16 protein-coding genes are annotated in these 14,669 nt (G+C 69.2%); 5 read left to right on the top strand and 11 right to left on the bottom strand.

Annotated elements, in window-relative coordinates; genetic code table 11:
• Nucleotides 1–21 precede the first annotated feature (21 nt).
• The 9 genes from PXD02_RS05130 to PXD02_RS05090 all read right to left on the bottom strand — a co-directional run bounded on the left by PXD02_RS05130 (nt 22) and on the right by PXD02_RS05090 (nt 7,977).
• Entirely contained in the window at nt 22–225 is a 204-nt protein-coding gene (locus PXD02_RS05130) for a DNA gyrase inhibitor YacG (RefSeq protein WP_275105840.1), read from the bottom strand.
• Nucleotides 225–1,274 (bottom strand): ribonuclease E/G, encoded by a 1,050-nt coding sequence (locus tag PXD02_RS05125; RefSeq protein WP_275105839.1) that lies wholly within the window; start codon nt 1,272–1,274, stop codon nt 225–227. Before PXD02_RS05125 ends, PXD02_RS05130 begins: the two co-directional genes overlap by 1 nt.
• Nucleotides 1,271–1,879, bottom strand: coding sequence for a Maf family protein (locus tag PXD02_RS05120; RefSeq protein ID WP_275105838.1), 609 nt, complete (start codon nt 1,877–1,879; stop codon nt 1,271–1,273). Before PXD02_RS05120 ends, PXD02_RS05125 begins: the two co-directional genes overlap by 4 nt.
• Nucleotides 1,880–1,907: 28 nt before the next feature.
• Nucleotides 1,908–2,126 carry a translation initiation factor IF-1 gene (gene infA / locus PXD02_RS05115; protein ID WP_036636451.1) on the bottom strand — a complete coding sequence of 73 codons (219 nt, stop codon included), beginning with the start codon at nt 2,124–2,126 and terminating at the stop codon, nt 1,908–1,910.
• An 86-nt stretch (nt 2,127–2,212) separates the two neighbouring features.
• Nucleotides 2,213–3,265, bottom strand: coding sequence for a FliM/FliN family flagellar motor switch protein (locus PXD02_RS05110; RefSeq protein ID WP_275105837.1), 1,053 nt, complete (start codon nt 3,263–3,265; stop codon nt 2,213–2,215).
• A gap of 87 nt (nt 3,266–3,352) precedes the next feature.
• A complete protein-coding gene (locus PXD02_RS05105; RefSeq protein WP_275105836.1) occupies nt 3,353–6,013 on the bottom strand; it encodes an ATP-binding protein in 2,661 nt (886 codons plus the stop codon).
• Nucleotides 6,003–6,290, bottom strand: a complete 288-nt coding sequence (locus tag PXD02_RS05100) for a hypothetical protein (protein WP_275105835.1) — start codon at nt 6,288–6,290, stop codon at nt 6,003–6,005. Before PXD02_RS05100 ends, PXD02_RS05105 begins: the two co-directional genes overlap by 11 nt.
• Before the next feature lie 5 nt (nt 6,291–6,295).
• Nucleotides 6,296–6,652 (bottom strand): response regulator transcription factor, encoded by a 357-nt coding sequence (locus PXD02_RS05095; RefSeq protein WP_275105834.1) that lies wholly within the window; start codon nt 6,650–6,652, stop codon nt 6,296–6,298.
• 68 nt (nt 6,653–6,720) lie between these two features.
• Nucleotides 6,721–7,977 (bottom strand): helix-turn-helix transcriptional regulator, encoded by a 1,257-nt coding sequence (locus PXD02_RS05090; protein ID WP_275105833.1) that lies wholly within the window; start codon nt 7,975–7,977, stop codon nt 6,721–6,723.
• A 175-nt stretch (nt 7,978–8,152) separates the two neighbouring features.
• Here PXD02_RS05090 and PXD02_RS05085 point away from each other — a divergent pair, with 175 nt between their 5' ends.
• From PXD02_RS05085 to PXD02_RS05065, 5 genes are all read left to right on the top strand, one after another.
• Entirely contained in the window at nt 8,153–9,550 is a 1,398-nt protein-coding gene (locus PXD02_RS05085; RefSeq protein WP_275105832.1) for a helix-turn-helix domain-containing protein, read from the top strand.
• Between the two features lie 189 nt (nt 9,551–9,739).
• Entirely contained in the window at nt 9,740–11,029 is a 1,290-nt protein-coding gene (locus tag PXD02_RS05080; RefSeq protein ID WP_342759638.1) for a M23 family metallopeptidase, read from the top strand.
• The gene (locus PXD02_RS05075) at nt 11,019–11,510 is read left to right on the top strand and encodes a bactofilin family protein (RefSeq protein WP_275105830.1); all 492 of its coding nucleotides are present in this window, start codon (nt 11,019–11,021) and stop codon (nt 11,508–11,510) included. The genes PXD02_RS05080 and PXD02_RS05075 overlap by 11 nt, the downstream gene beginning before the upstream one ends.
• Before the next feature lie 160 nt (nt 11,511–11,670).
• On the top strand, nt 11,671–12,519 hold the full coding sequence (locus tag PXD02_RS05070; RefSeq protein WP_275105829.1) for a fumarylacetoacetate hydrolase family protein: 849 nt from the start codon (nt 11,671–11,673) through the stop codon (nt 12,517–12,519).
• Complete coding sequence (locus PXD02_RS05065; protein WP_275105828.1) at nt 12,519–13,241, top strand: SDR family oxidoreductase; 723 nt, start codon at nt 12,519–12,521, stop codon at nt 13,239–13,241. The genes PXD02_RS05070 and PXD02_RS05065 overlap by 1 nt, the downstream gene beginning before the upstream one ends.
• Here PXD02_RS05065 and PXD02_RS05060 read toward each other — a convergent pair.
• Nucleotides 13,238–14,011 carry a DUF2189 domain-containing protein gene (locus PXD02_RS05060; RefSeq protein ID WP_473092069.1) on the bottom strand — a complete coding sequence of 258 codons (774 nt, stop codon included), beginning with the start codon at nt 14,009–14,011 and terminating at the stop codon, nt 13,238–13,240. The two genes, PXD02_RS05065 and PXD02_RS05060, sit on opposite strands and share 4 nt — an antisense overlap.
• Nucleotides 14,012–14,137: 126 nt before the next feature.
• A complete protein-coding gene (coaD, locus tag PXD02_RS05055; RefSeq protein ID WP_275105826.1) occupies nt 14,138–14,632 on the bottom strand; it encodes a pantetheine-phosphate adenylyltransferase in 495 nt (164 codons plus the stop codon).
• Nucleotides 14,633–14,669: the final 37 nt, after the last annotated feature.

Raw genomic sequence — 14,669 nt, 5'->3', positions numbered from 1 at the left:
GGCGCGTGGTGTGGGCGGTGTTTACGGGCGCTTGGGGCGGCTGTCCAGCCCCTCGTCGCGGTTTTTTTCATCCGTCCCCTGGTCCGAGGACAGATCGTCCTGCGGCTGGCCGGGGATGACATAGGCGCCGCGCAGCCAGCGGCCCAGATCGACATCGGCGCAGCGTTTCGAACAGAACGGGCGATAGGCGGGAACGCTGTCCTTGCCGCAGATCGGACAGGCCATCAGCCGCGCCCCCGTGCCAGGTGGTGCAGCGGGATGCGGTCGCGTTTGCGGTTGATCTCGTAAAGGCCCATGGTGGTCCAGCCGATCAGCGAGGTTTCGGCGCTTTCGCCCTTGAAGGCGGCGCGCAGCACCTGGTCCAGCGTGGCGCGGTCGCGCTTGGGGATCGGGGCGAAATCGACGACCACCTGCCCGCCCAGACCCCGCAGGCGCAACTGACGCGGCAGGTCGCGGGCCAGCGCGATATTGGCCTTCAGCGCGGCGGCGGGGCTGGCGTCCTGGCCGGTGTTCACGTCGATGGCCAGCAGGGCGCGCGTGGGTTCGATCACGGCATGGGCGCCGCCGGGCAGAGGCACGTCTGGCGACAGCAAGGCGTCCACCGCCTCCAGCACGCCGCAGCGGTCGAAGCTGCCCTCGCCCTCCTCGACCGCGTCGGGTTCCGGGTCCGCCCAGTCCATCCAGGCCTGCTCGTGCGGAGAGGCGGCGCCCAGCAGCAGTTCGGGCGCCCCCGCCAGTTCGCCCGCGACCTTGGCGGACAGGTCCAGAAGGCTGCGCAATTCCTCGGCGATCTCGTCGCCGGGGGCCAGGGCGCAGAGGCTGCGGAAGATGATGCCGGTGCCCTCGGGCGGGGCGGCGGCTTCGCCCAGGCCGGTCAGGTCCGCGCGCAGATCCGCCTCGCGGATGCGGCGAGAGACGTTGATGCCGGGCGCGCCGGGGGTCACCAGCACATGCCGGCCCCGGAACACGATCCGGGAGGTCACGGGAATCGCCTTGCCCTCATCGGCCACGCCGGTCACCTGGACCAGCAGGCCCTGGCCTTCCCGCAGGCCGGACCGGTCGCGCAGATAGCCGCGCTGACCGTCGGGCAGGCGGAGGAAGACGCCGCCCTGCCCCTTCATCAGCCGTTCGACCACGCCCCGGCAGATGTCCCCCGGCACCAACGGCGTCAGCAGGTTGGCGTCGACCAGCAGGTCGGTCAGAACGCCGTCCTCGATCAAGGCGGCGGCCTCGGCCCCGAACAGCTCGCCCAGGATGACCTGGCGTCCCTTCATGGGCGGGATTCCTTCATGGTTATGCCGCAGGCGGCCAGCATGGCGGCCGTTTCGGACAGGGGCAGGCCGACCACGGATGAAAACGATCCCCGGATCCAGGGGATGAAGGCCGCCGCCGCCCCCTGGATGGCATAGCCGCCCGCCTTGCCCTGCCAGTCGCCGATATCGAGATAGGCTTCCAGTTCGGCGGCGCCGATCGGGCGCATCCGCACGGTGGTTTCCACCAGACGATCGCGCGTCGTGCCGCCGTGGCGCAGGGCGACGGCGGTCAGGACGCGGTGGCGCCGTCCCGACATCAGGCGCATGAAGGCGGCGGCCTGATCGCGGGATTCGGGCTTGCCCAGGATGCGGCGGCCCACCGCGACGGTGGTGTCGGCGCACAGCAGCACCTCGTCCGGGGCCGGATCCAGGGCATGGGCCTTGGCCCGGGCGATGCGCCGCACGTAATCGCGCGCCGTTTCGCCCTTGATCGGGGTTTCGTCGAGATCGGCGCTGCGGATGTCATCGGGAACGATGCCGATCTGCGCCAGAAGATCCAGGCGGCGCGGACTGGCCGAACCCAGGATCAGACGCGGGCGCGATGCGGCCGGGGCGCGCGGGGTCATCGCGGTGCCCTCCTGTCGGAAGGCCGCGTCACTTGAAGCGGTAATTGATCCGTCCCTTGGACAGGTCATAGGTGTTCATTTCCACCTGCACCTTGTCGCCGGCAAGGACGCGGATGCGGTTCTTGCGCATCTTTCCCGCCATATGCGCAATGATCTCATGGCCGTTTTCCAGCTCGACCCTGAACGTCGCATTCGGCAGGAGTTCCTTCACGACGCCGGGGAATTCGAGCATTTCTTCTTTGGCCATGTTCACTCCATCATGATCACCCCGCCTGATTCGGGACCGGGGTTAAATGCGACCGCAACGCCCGGATTTCAAGTGTAAAGAGCATTTCACGCCCCCCTGCTGCGCGCCGCCACCACCTCTCCGCCCGGCGCGTCGCGGTCCTGCACGGCGCGGAACGGGTCGTTGTCGGTCAGATCGGCGGGCGGCGGCGCCACGGGCGGGGAAACCGGGTCCAGCCGCGGCGGCGGCGCGGTTCCGGCCGCGTCATGCAGCCGCAAGGCATGGCAGCCCTCGGCCTCGCCCAGCTTGCCGGTGGCCAGCAACTGGCCGTCCGGCGTCTCAAGCCGCGCATCCGTCAGGGTGACGCGCGGCAGGGCCATCAGCTTGCCCGGAACCAGGGCGCGCAGGTCGCCCAGCGTCATGGTCCGGCGGCAGAGGACGCCCACCACCTCGACCGGGGCGTCCGCCATGGCGCGGGCCAATGTCTGGACCGGGGCGGCGTCCGGCTGGGTCACGGGGCCCTCGGGGGCGGCGTTGCGCGCGGCGGGCTGCGGCAGGGCCGGGCGTGTGTCGGATTTGTGCGGGACGGCGATCAGGATCCGGCCGTCGCGGGTTTCCGCTCCGCCGAAGCGCAGGTCGAAGCCGAGGCTGCGATAGGGCCGATCCTCCAGCATCAGCATCAGCGGGCGCGGATCGTCCAGATGGGTCGCATAGCGATAGCCCTGGATCGGACCAAAGCCCTCGACCCCCGCCATTTCCGTTCCCAACTCGGACATCAGCGCATTGACGAAATCGACGCAGATCGCCGCGTCGCTGCGGGTCAGGCGGCGGCGTTCGGCTGGCCGCGCGGTGATGCGGCCCAGGGCCTGAACCTCGATCAGGGCGGTCACGGTCTCGAACCCCAGGGCCATCACGCCGATCTGGTCGCCCGGCCCTTGCAGCACGATCAGCAGCGACGGATCGGGCAGCAGTTCCGGCAGATCCGCCAGGGTCGCGACGCCGGGCCTGATCTCGACCGGCAGGACAGGCATCCGATACAGCCGTTCCGCCGCGCGTCCCACGGCATTGGCCGCCGCGCGGGCGGGCGACAGGGGCTGCGGCTGGGGAATGCGTCCGGGCTTGTCCGGATCGCCCTTGCGCGCCCGCAGCAGCGTTTTCAACAGTCCCGCCTGACCAGATTGCGCCATGATCGCCCCGAATCGCCCTTGCTTGACCCGCACTGTGGCAAGAAGCGGTTGAGAAAGGGTTTATGCCTGCCGCAATCCGGCGTTCACAGGCACGGGCGGCCGGCGCGGCAGCACGATGCGGAAGGCCGCGCCGCCCTGGCCGGGCAGATAGGTGATCTCTCCGCCCAGATTGGCCATGATCTCCTTGCAGATGGCCAGGCCCAGGCCCGCGCCCCCGGCCCGCGCCGGGTCGTTCAGGCGGGCGAATTTCTCGAAGATCAGGGCCTGGCGCGCGGTCTCGATCCCCGATCCGTTGTCGATGATGTCGATCTGCGCGCCGCCGCGCAGGATCCGGCGCACCCGGATCGTCAGGACCGGCGGTTCCGCGTCGCAATATTTGCGCGCGTTGCTGATGACGTTGATCAGCACCTGCAACAGCCGGTCGGCATCGGTGATGACGCCCACATATTCGGACAGGGGCTCTCGTTCCACCCGGAAGACCCGTTCGGGACGCGTGGCCGAGGCCGCCGAGAGCGCCCGTTCGATCAGGTCGTGCAGGTTCGCGGGCGTGACCGACAGCTGCGCCTGGCCGCTTTCCAGGACCGACAGATCCAGCAGGTCGTCCAGCAGCCGGGTCAGGCGGCCGGATTCGTCATAGATGATCCCGGCAAAGCGGTCGCGGTCGGCGGGGGACAGATCCGGCGTGCGCAGGATTTCCGAAAACGCCCGGACCGAGGTCATGGGCGTGCGCAGTTCATGGCTGATCTGGCCCAGGAAGGCGTCCTTCTGGACCGACAGGGCGGTCAGCTTGTCATTGGCCTCTTGCAGCTGCCGGGCGGTGCGCGCCAATTCGGCGCGGGCGTTTTCCAGGCGCTGCGTCTCTTCCTTGGCGCGCCGCGCCTCGGTCGCGACCTGCATCAGGTCCGACACGGTCAGTTCGGACCCGCCCGCCACGCTGTCGATCATCGCATGCGCGGTGGCCGCGCCGATGGATCCCGCCAGACGGCGTTCCAGCCGGGTCAGGAAGCGGGGCGTCAGATCGGGCAGATAGCCCGACTTGCCCTGGAACGCGGCCTCGGACTGGAAGAAGCGCAGCGCATCCTCGGCCCCCCAGACGCGGCGGGCCATCACCAGCAGCGGCTCGGCCTGATCGGACCCGCGCGCCACGCGGCTGTGGCGGACCGGATCGACGGCGCTGACGAAGGACAGACCTTGCAGGCGTTCGACCGGATCGGGCATCCCGAAGATCGACATCGCGATAAAGGCCAGCGTGTTCAGCGTCAGTGACAAAAAGATCGCGAAGGCCAATGGATCGACCCCCGGCGGCAGCGCGGGCGGCGACCCGATCCCGATCGAGGGCAAAAAGATCAGCGCCAGCCACAGCACGAATCCGGTCCCCACCCCGGCATAGGCGCCCTGCCGGTTGGCGCCGCGCCACAGCAGGCCGCCGATCATCGCGGGCAGCACCTGCGCCATGCCGGTGAAGGCCACCAGCCCGATCGAGGCCAGCGCCGCCGCCCCGCCCGAGGCCCGGTAATAGACCCAGCCCACCGCCATCACCGCCAGGATCGCCAGACGCCGCGCGTTCAGGACGAAGCCGCGCAGATCCTCGGGATCGCCGGATTGGGGCTTGCGGCGCAGCGTCAGCCACAAGGGCGTCAGCCAGTGGTTCGAGATCATGGTGGACAGGGCGATGGTGCAGACCACCACCATGGATGTCGCGGCCGAAAAGCCGCCCAGGAACACCAGGAAGGCCAGCCAGTTCTGGCCGGCATGGGCGGGCAGCGTCAGCACATACAGATCCGGGTTGGCGTCGTCGGGCAGAAGCTGCCGCCCCATCACCGCGATGGGCAGCACGAACAGCGACATGGCGAACAGATAGGCCGGAAAGGCCCAGCCCGCGACGGCCAGGCGGTCCTCGTCCGCGGCCTCGACCACCAGCACCTGGAACATGCGCGGCAGGGCGATGACCGCCGCGCCCGACACGATGATCAGCGCCGTCCAGCGGTCCGGTCGCAGGATCCAACCCTGACGTCCAGGACTTGCAGCCGTTTCCTCGATCCGGTCCAGCATGTCGCCGGGGCCGTCGGCCAGACCCCAAACGACAAAGATGCCAAGCGCCAGGAAGGCCAGAAGCTTGACCAGGGCCTCAAGCGCGATGGCCGTGACGACGCCGTGGTGGCGTTCGTCGGCGGCCAGGTTGCGGGTGCCGAAGACGATGGTGAACAGCGCCAGCCCCGCCGCCACCCACAGCTCCGTGCCCCCGCTGCCGACCATGGGGATGTCGGCCAGGCTGTCGGTGGCGAAGACCTCGAAGGACAGGCTGACCGATTGCAGTTGCAGCGCGACATAGGGCGTCGCGGCGATCACCGCGATCAGCGTGACCAGGGCCGCCAGCCGGTTCGACTTGCCGAACCGGGCCGAGACGAGATCGGCGATCGAGGTGACATGGTGCATCCGCGCGACCCGGACCAGCCGCCGCAGCACCCACCAGGCGCCGGTAAAGACGATCGTCGGCCCCAGATAGATGGTGGCGAATTCCAGCCCCGACCGGCTGGCATAGCCGACCGCCCCGTAAAACGTCCAGGCCGAGCAATAGACCGACAGCGACAGCGTATAGACCGCCGGATGATCCAGCCACCCCGCCTTGCCCCGCGACGCCGCGCGGTCGGCGGCAAAGGCCACGCCGAACATCAGCGCGACATAGGCCAGGCAGCCCGCGACAAGCGCCTCAAAGGGCATGGTCGTCATCCGGGGAGGCGGCGATGGCCCGGCTGGCGCGCAGGGTCGCGGCATCGGCCCGCCGCAGCGCGCGGTGCAGCACCCAGACGGCGGCGATCAGCCAGGCCCACAGCCCGAACAGCCAGACCGCGCCTGTCGCAAAACTGACCTGGGCGGGCACCCACCAGACCGGAGCCAGGACCAGGATCGCGGCCAGCACCGGCAGCACGCGGGCCGCATCGCCCAGCCGCCTGCGCCGGAACGAGGCGCGTTCAAGAAACAGCGGCCGGTCGGGCATGGCGGTCAGACCAGCATCCGGCGCACCATCGCGCGCAGGTCGTCATTGGCGAAGGGCTTGGCCAGCACCGCATCGGCCCGCGGCATCTCCAGCGCGGCCTGACCCCGCGCGGTCAGCATCAGCACCGGCGTCGCCGCCAGGCTGGGATCGTGGTCGCCACGCAGTTCGGCCAGGATCTCGGTCCCCGAGCGGTGCGGCAGCATCACGTCCAGGATCACCAGGCGCGGCTTGGCCCCGCGGATCGCCTCGATCCCGCCCAGACCGTCGCCATGCAGCGCGACCTGCCAGCCGTCGCGGGACAGGATGAACCGCACCGCCTCGGCGATGTTGGGTTCATCCTCGATCATCAGGATGTCGAGCATTCGGCGAATGGTCCCCCCATGTCCCCACGATAATGTGACGGGCGGGCGGGTGCTGTCAAAGCCTGTATTCAGGCCGTCAGCAGGATCGAGGGTTCGCGCCGCGCCGCGCATTCGGCGCGCGGGCAGATCCGGCAGGCCGGACCGATCGGCAGGGCGGGACGGGCGGGCGACCCCGCCTCTTCGGGCAGGATCAGCATCTGCGCGCGGGTCAGGACCGGGCCGTCCGTGCCCAGCGGCTGATGGCGGGTGGCCAGCGACAGCGTGCGGAACCTGCGGCCGGACGGCGCTTCGACCAGATGGGCGATGGCGGTCTGCGGCGTCGCAAGCGCCTGGAACAGGGGCCACAGCGGGCAGGCATCGCCCGGCCGGGGCAGCGGAAAGCCAAGGCTGGGCCGGCGCAGCGTCAGCGCCCCCGATCCGTCGCAGACCAGCAGGCCGGCGGCCTCGAACCCCACCGGCCTCAGCGCGGCCAGGCGGCGCATCACCAGATCCAGCGGCTGGCCCAGACGCTGGGCCATGCGCAGCGGATCGGGATCCTTGGCCGCCACGGCCAGGGCGGCATCCGGCAGGGCGGCGCGCTCTTCCTCCATCCGGCGCAGATGCGCGCGGGCCAGCGCGCGCGCGGCGTCCGAGGCCAGATCGCCGGCATCCTCGACCGGCGGGGCGCCGGCGGCAAGCCAGGCCTCGACCTCCTCCTGCGGGGTGAAGATCGCGTCCTGGGCCTCGAAGCTGTCCAGATAGGCGACCAGGGCCTGCGCGGTATTCGACAGGCGCAGGCTGTCCGCGTCCAGGTTGGCATGGAACCGCGCCCGCCAGTCGGGGGGGATCTCTCCTCCCTCGGCCAGGATCGAGGCGGTGGACCGGACCGAGGTCACCGCCGACAGCACCTCGTGCAGGGTGGCCAGCAGATAGGGATCCTGCCGCATCCGGTCCGACAGCGTGACAAGCTGGCGTTCCAGCGCATCGGCGCGCCGCGCGGTGGCGATCAGCCCGGCGGCCCAGCCGGGGAATCGGGCCAGCAGTTCGGGCGCCTGGTCCAGTTCGGGAACCACGTCGTCGGGCAGACGCACCGCCGCCTCGCGCAGGGCGGCGATCTGGGCTTCTTCCCGGCCCTCGGCCAGTTCGGCGGCCGACACCTCCAGCGCGGCGGCCAGGCGCAGGACCAGGTGATCGCCCACGGGGCGGTGGTTGTGTTCGATCAGGTTCAGGTAAGCCGCTGAAATCCCCGCAGCGCGCGCCACATCGGCCTGTCGGCGCGACAGCGCCAGGCGGCGTTCGCGGATTCGGGTTCCGGTCAGGATGCGGTTGCCGTTGCGGTGCTTCATGCCGCGATGAAAACCCGACGCCCGATCCTGCGCAAGCGGCAACGATATCTTAGCGCTTTTGCGTCACGATCCAGCCATGATCCTGACTCGCTCCCTGCCCCCCTCCACCATCGCGGCCCTTGCCCTGACCGCTTTGCAAACGCTATGGCAGCTTTTGCAAAGTTGGGGGAGCGGGATGGCCACTCAGAAGATCTATGCAGGCACGTCGCTGCGCGAAACGCGGGGGCGCAGCGGGCTGACGCAAAAGCGGTTCGCCGAACGGCTGGGGGTGTCCCTGCCCTATCTGTCGCAGATGGAAAACAACCACCGGCCGATCTCGGTGGGGGTGCTGCTGCGGCTGGCGCAGGAATTCGGCGTCGACCTGACCACGCTGGCCGCGGGCGACGCGGAACGCATGGTCATCGACATGCAGGAGGCCCTGGCCGATCCGCTGTTCGACGCGACCCCGCCGCTGGCCGACCTGCGCCTGGCCGCGACCAATGCCCCGGTGCTGGCCCGCGCCTTCCTGGATCTGTACCGCGCCCACCGCCAGGGCCAGGAACGGCTGGCCGCCCTGGACGAGGCGATCGGCGCCTCGGGCCAGAACGCCCTGTCCACCCCGTGGGAGGAGGTGCGCGACTTCTTCCATTACTGCGACAACTATATCGACGCGGTGGACCGCGCGGCCGAACGCTTTGCCTGCCCGGCGGGGCAGCGGCTGGACCCCTGGGACGCGGGCGTCGCCGCCCTGGCGCAGCGCGGAATCCGGGTGACGCGCACCGAGTTGCCCGCCAATGCCGTGTTCCGCCGCGCCGGGTCCGACATCCAGGTGAACGCCGCGGCCGAACGCCCTACGCAACTGTTCCAGCTTCTGCATCTGGTCGCCCTGGAACGGCAGTCCGACCTGCTGGACGCGACCCTGGATCTGGCCCGCTTCCGCAGCCAGACCGCGCGGGACGTGGCGCGGGTGGGGCTGGCCAATTATTTCGCGGGGGCCGCGCTGATGCCCTATCGCGCCTTCCTGGCCGCCGCCCAGGCCGAGCGCCATGATCTGGAGCGGCTGTCGCATCTGTTCGGCGCCTCGCTGGAACAGGTGGCGCACCGGCTGTCCACGCTGCAACGGCCCGGCGCCAAGGGGGTGCCGTTCTTCTTCGTCCGCGTCGACCAGGCGGGCACCATCACCAAGCGCCATTCCGCGACCCGCCTGCAATTCGCCCGCTTCGGCGGCGCCTGTCCGCTGTGGAACGTCCATCAGGCGTTCGAGCAGCCGGGCCGCTTCCTGCGCCAGCTTGCCGAAACGCCGGACGGAATGCGCTATCTGCTGATGTCGCGCGACGTGTCGAAACACGCGGGCGCCTTCAACGCCCCGGTGCGCCGCTTCGCCATCGGCCTGGGCTGCGAGGTCACCCATGCGCGCAGCGTCGTCTATGCCGACGGGCTGGACCTGACCAAGCCGCGCGCCTTCGAACCCATCGGAATTTCCTGCCGGATCTGTCCGCGCCCCGATTGCCACCAGCGGTCGGTGCCGCCGATCGACCGGCCCCTGCGCATCCCCGCCGACCGGAACGGACCACTACCTTATGAAATATCCTGAGGCTTCGATCTATATCTTGTGGAAAGTCGGCGGATTCCCGCCCGCAAGGGCAAGGTTCCGCGCATCGCGGGAACCAATCCCGCCCGGCTTGTTGCCAGGAAGGCAGACATGCGATTAACCCCCTTCAAACTGGAACGAGGTCGCCCGATTCAACCGGGGCGCGCTGTCGGGGGACATGATTTGCCAAAGGTGACGAACCGCTTGAACGCCTCGCTGGAACGCATCCTGCCGGAAAAGCGCCTGTTCCTGCGGTCCGACGACCCGACCCGGTTCGTCCGCCTGCGCCCGCTGACCCAGCTTGTCGGCATCGGCGGCATCACCCTGGCCTTCGGCTGGACGCTGGTTGCAAGCTCGGTCCTGGCGATCGACGCGATCAGCACGGGATCGTCCCGCGACGGCATCGCCCGCACCCAGACGGCGTTCGAACAGCGCCTGACCGAACTGTCCCGGGAACGCGACGCCCGCGCGGCCGAGGCCCTGGCCGCGCAGAACCGCTTTGCGGTCGCGCTGGAGCAGGTGTCGCAGATGCAGTCGCAACTGCTCGCCTCCGAGGAGAAGCGCCGTGAACTGGAAGCCGGGCTGGACGTGGTGCAATCCACCCTGCGCAGCGCGATCAGCGACCGCGACGACGCCCGCGCCGTGGCCGATGGCGGGCCTGCCCGGGACACCGATCCCGCCCGCGACCGCGAAGTCGCCGCCGCCCTGGACATCCTCACCCGAGAGCTGCGCCAGACCGCCGACGCACGCGCCACCGCCGTCCAGCAGGCCGAGGAAGCCCGCCGCGCGGTCGCGGAACTGTCCCTGGAACGCGACCAGATCCTGGCCCGCAACGATCAGATCCTGACCCAGCTGGAAGACGCCGTCAGCGTCTCGGTCAAGCCGCTGGACGATGTGTTCCGGTCGGTGGGCATGAACCCCGAGGATGTGCTGGACAGGATTCGCGAGGGCTATTCGGGCCAGGGCGGCCCGCTGACGCCGATGGGCCGGTCCACACGCGGCGACGCCGCCCTGACCAACAGCGAGACGAAGGCCAACCAGATCATCGTCACGCTGGACCAGATGAACACCTATCGCATCGCCATGGAAAAACTGCCGCTGGCGATGCCCGTCAAGCAGTCGTTTCGCTATAGCTCGGGCTTCGGGCGCCGCTGGGGCCGTATGCATGAGGGCATCGACATGGCCGCCCCGGTCGGCACGCCGATCCATGCGACGGGCGACGGCGTGGTCACCTTTGCCGGCCGCCAGGGCGCCTATGGCAACCTGATCAAGGTCGAACACGAACTGGGGGTCGAGACGCGCTATGGCCACCTGTCGCGGATTCGCGTGAAGGTCGGCCAAAGGGTGTCGCAAGGCGAGCGGATCGGTGATATGGGCAGTACCGGACGCTCGACCGGGCCGCATCTGCACTATGAGGTGCGCATGAAGGGTCGGGCCGTTGACCCGATGAGCTTCATCAAGGCAGCAAGCAATGTTCAGTAAGACCCGCGTGACCGAGAAATCGCAGACACCCGCAGCCTCGGATCCCACCGCCCCCTTCGAATCCCCTGTCTCGCCCGGCTATGAACGGGCCGAATCCCCGGCCGCGGCGGCCGCACGGCGGTCCGCGCCGTCGGTCCTGTCGTCGGATCTGACGGTGACCGGCAATATCCGCACCGAAGGCGACATCCAGATCGAAGGCACCGTCGAAGGCGACATCCGCGCCCATCAGCTGGTGATCGGCGAAAGCGCCACCATCCGGGGCGAGATCGTCGGCGACGAGGTTGTCGTGAACGGCCGCGTCGTGGGCCGCGTCCGGGGCCTGAAGGTGCGCCTGTCGGCCAGCGCCCGCGTCGAAGGCGACATCATCCACAAGACCATCGCCATCGAATCGGGCGCGCATTTCGAGGGATCCGTCCAGCGGCAGGAAGACCCGATCGCCAACGGCCCGACCAAGAAGCTGGCGCCGCCCGCCTCGGAATAAGTCGTTTCGCCTGACGCCACGGCCCGCCTTTCGCGGGCCGTTTTGCCGTGCCGGATCTGCTGGATTTTCGCCTTCTGCCGCATAAAGCATGTGGCGATCCGGCAAAATCGGGGGCTGCGACATGGGCTAGGCTTCGCCGGTCAACGCAAGGGGAGGATGCATGAAACTTGTCAGATATGGCGCGAAAGGCGCTGAAAGGCCGGGACTTCTGGACCATGGCGGTCGTGTGCGCGATCTGTCGGCCCATGTCGCGGATATCGGCCCCGCTTGCCTGACCCGCGACGGGCTGGCCGCGCTGCGGGCGATCGATCCCGCGTCGCTGCCCCTGGTCGAGGGCATGGCCCAGCAGGATCTGCGCCTGGGCGCCTGCGTAGCGGGGGTCGGCAAGTTCCTGGCCGTGGGCCTCAACTATGCCGACCACGCCGCCGAGGCCGGGATGGATGTCCCGGCCGAGCCGATCCTGTTCACCAAATGGACAAGCTGCATCGCCGGGCCGGACGACGACCTGGTCCTGCCAAAGGACTCGACCGCGACGGATTGGGAGGTGGAGTTGGGCATCGTCATCGGCGATGGCGGCAGCCACATCCCGCAGGGTCAGGCGGCAGCCCATATCGCCGGTTACTGCGTCATCAACGACATCAGCGAACGCGACTGGCAGTTGCGGCGCGGCGGCACCTGGGACAAGGGCAAGGGCCATGACGGCTTCGGCCCCATCGGTCCTTGGCTGGTGACGGCGGATGACATCCCCGACCCGCGCGCCCTGCGCCTGTGGCTGGAGGTGGACAGCCGCCGCTTCCAGGACGGCACCACCGCGACGATGGTCTTCGGACCCGAGGAGATCGTGGCCTATACCTCCCGCTTCACCACGCTGCATCCGGGCGACGTGATCGCCACCGGCACGCCGCCGGGCGTCGGCATGGGGCAAAAGCCGCCGGTCTATCTGCGGCGCGGGCAGGTGATGCGGCTGGGAATCGACGGGCTGGGCCAGCAGCGGCAACGGGTCGTCTGATGGCTTGGGCGCCGTCCATCATCGTCACCGGCGCGGGCAGCGGCATCGGGCGGGCGACCGCCCGGCGCTTCCTGGCGGCGGGATGGCGGGTCGGGCTGCTGGGCCGCCGGGCCGATGCGCTGCGCGACACGGCCGGTGATGCCCCGGCGCTGATCCTGCCCTGCGACGTGACCGAGGAAGCCGCTGTCGACGCCGCCTTCGACCAGGCCCATGCCGCATGGGGACGGCTGGACGTGCTGTTCAACAATGCCGGGCGCGGGGTGGATCCGGTGACGCCCGACGCGATGGACCCCGACACCTTCCGCGACGTGATCGCCGTCAACGTCACCGGCATGTTCCTGTCCGCCCGCGCGGCCTTCCGGCTGATGCGGGCGCAGGATCCGCAGGGCGGGCGGATCATCAACAACGGTTCCATTTCGGCCCATGCGCCGCGGCCGGGATCGGTGGCCTATACGACCTCGAAACACGCCGTGACCGGGCTGACGAAATCGCTGTCGCTGGACGGGCGGCCCTTTGGCATCGCCTGCGGCCAGATCGACATCGGCAATGCCGCGACGGAATTGCTGAGCCAGGTCAGCACCAACGCGCCCGATGCCGAGCCATTGATGGATGTGGCAGTCGTGGCCGATGCGGTGCTGCACATGGCGGGCCTGCCCCAGGGCGCCAATGTGCAGTTCATGACGGTAATGGCCACCAACATGCCCTTCATCGGGCGGGGTTAGTCCGCCATCACCCGGCGATAGAGGTGCCAGCTGGCATGGCCCAGCACCGGCAGCACGATCAGCAGGCCCAGGAAGCCCGGCAGGATCGCCACGAACAGCCAGATCGCGATCAGCGCGGCCCAGGCGGCCATGACGCCCGGATTGGCCGCCACCGCCCGGCACGAGGTGATGATGGCGGTGATGAAATCGACCTCCCGATCCAGCAGCAGCGGCAGGCCGACCACGGTAAAGCTGAACAGCACCGCCGCGAAGCCGCCGCCGATCAGCGTGCCCAGAACCAGCATGACAAGCCCCCTGCCCTGCAACAGAACCTCGGCCGAACTGGTGATATGGGTCAGCGCCGACACGCCCATGAACAGTGCAAAGACCGTATGGGCGACGAAGACCCAGAACATGAACAGCAGCAGGATCACCATCGCCATCGACGGGATCTGCCGCTGGCGCTGCTCGAACACCACGCGCAGGATGCGGGCGGTGTCCAGCGGCTCGCCCGCCTCGATCCGGCGGCTGACCTCATAGAGGCCGGTGGCGGCGAAGGGGGCGATCAGCGGAAAGCCCAGGATGAAGGGGATCAACCACCAGTCCTGCCCCGACGCGAAGGCGACCGAGGCCAGCGCCCAGCCGCCCAGCACGTAGAAAGCCGAAAACAGCAGCCCGAAGGCGGGTGCGCGGCGAAAGTCGCGCCAGCCCAGGGTCAGCGCAGCGGACAGATCCGACAGGGCGATAGAGGCCGGTTCGGGGATGTCGTCGGGCAGGTCGTGGTCGGGCAGGTCGTGGTCGGGCAGCGTGTGGTCGTCGCGCGCGGGCAGGTCGGGCCGGGTCAAGGATTCCTCCGGTTGTCACGTCAGGGCGCGCGTCCGACCGGATGCTAGCAGCGCGACAGATTGTCGCAAGCCCTATCCGCCAAAGCGGTCCGACAGCGCCTGCTGGACCGGCGGCGTCACGAATTTCGACACATCGCCGCCCAGCCGGGCGATTTCCTTGACCAGCTTCGAGGCGATGGCCTGCCGCCGGGCATCGGCCATCAGAAACACGGTCTCGATGCTGGCATCCAGGGCGCGGTTCATGCCGACCATCTGGAATTCGTATTCGAAATCCGCCACCGCGCGCAGCCCGCGCACGATCACCTGGGCGCCCACATCGCGGGCGCAGTCGATCAGCAGGTTCTCGAACGGATGGACCACGATCTCGCCCCCGGTGCGGGTGGCGATCTGGTCGCATTCGGCCTGAACCATCGCCACGCGGTCCTCCAGGCTGAACAGGGGCGACTTGTCGCGGTTGATGGCGACGCCGATCACCAGCCGGTCCACCAGGGCCATGGCCCGCTGGATGATGTCGATATGGCCCAGCGTGATCGGATCGAAGGTGCCGGGGTAAAGACCGATACGCATGAACGGGCGTCCTTTGCTTGCCTGCCCCGCAGGGAAA

Source organism: Paracoccus sp. S3-43 (assembly GCF_029027965.1).
In the GTDB taxonomy this organism is placed as follows: Bacteria; Pseudomonadota; Alphaproteobacteria; order Rhodobacterales; family Rhodobacteraceae; genus Paracoccus.
Note: the sequence above shows the minus strand (reverse complement) of the source record. Positions and strands in the feature narration are given on the sequence as shown.

What these genes read in the sequence shown, in the direction of transcription:
- PXD02_RS05065 (WP_275105828.1), top strand. Translation starts at nt 12,519, where the DNA reads ATGGCTTGGGCGCCGTCCATCATCGTCACCGGCGCGGGCAGCGGCATC.
- coaD (WP_275105826.1), bottom strand. Translation starts at nt 14,632, where the DNA reads ATGCGTATCGGTCTTTACCCCGGCACCTTCGATCCGATCACGCTGGGC.
- PXD02_RS05100 (WP_275105835.1), bottom strand. Translation starts at nt 6,290, where the DNA reads ATGCCCGACCGGCCGCTGTTTCTTGAACGCGCCTCGTTCCGGCGCAGG.
- PXD02_RS05130 (WP_275105840.1), bottom strand. Translation starts at nt 225, where the DNA reads ATGGCCTGTCCGATCTGCGGCAAGGACAGCGTTCCCGCCTATCGCCCG.
- PXD02_RS05095 (WP_275105834.1), bottom strand. Translation starts at nt 6,652, where the DNA reads ATGCTCGACATCCTGATGATCGAGGATGAACCCAACATCGCCGAGGCG.
- PXD02_RS05105 (WP_275105836.1), bottom strand. Translation starts at nt 6,013, where the DNA reads ATGCCCTTTGAGGCGCTTGTCGCGGGCTGCCTGGCCTATGTCGCGCTG.
- PXD02_RS05120 (WP_275105838.1), bottom strand. Translation starts at nt 1,879, where the DNA reads ATGACCCCGCGCGCCCCGGCCGCATCGCGCCCGCGTCTGATCCTGGGT.
- PXD02_RS05085 (WP_275105832.1), top strand. Translation starts at nt 8,153, where the DNA reads ATGGCCACTCAGAAGATCTATGCAGGCACGTCGCTGCGCGAAACGCGG.
- PXD02_RS05090 (WP_275105833.1), bottom strand. Translation starts at nt 7,977, where the DNA reads ATGAAGCACCGCAACGGCAACCGCATCCTGACCGGAACCCGAATCCGC.
- PXD02_RS05125 (WP_275105839.1), bottom strand. Translation starts at nt 1,274, where the DNA reads ATGAAGGGACGCCAGGTCATCCTGGGCGAGCTGTTCGGGGCCGAGGCC.
- PXD02_RS05070 (WP_275105829.1), top strand. Translation starts at nt 11,671, where the DNA reads ATGAAACTTGTCAGATATGGCGCGAAAGGCGCTGAAAGGCCGGGACTT.
- PXD02_RS05075 (WP_275105830.1), top strand. Translation starts at nt 11,019, where the DNA reads ATGTTCAGTAAGACCCGCGTGACCGAGAAATCGCAGACACCCGCAGCC.
- infA (WP_036636451.1), bottom strand. Translation starts at nt 2,126, where the DNA reads ATGGCCAAAGAAGAAATGCTCGAATTCCCCGGCGTCGTGAAGGAACTC.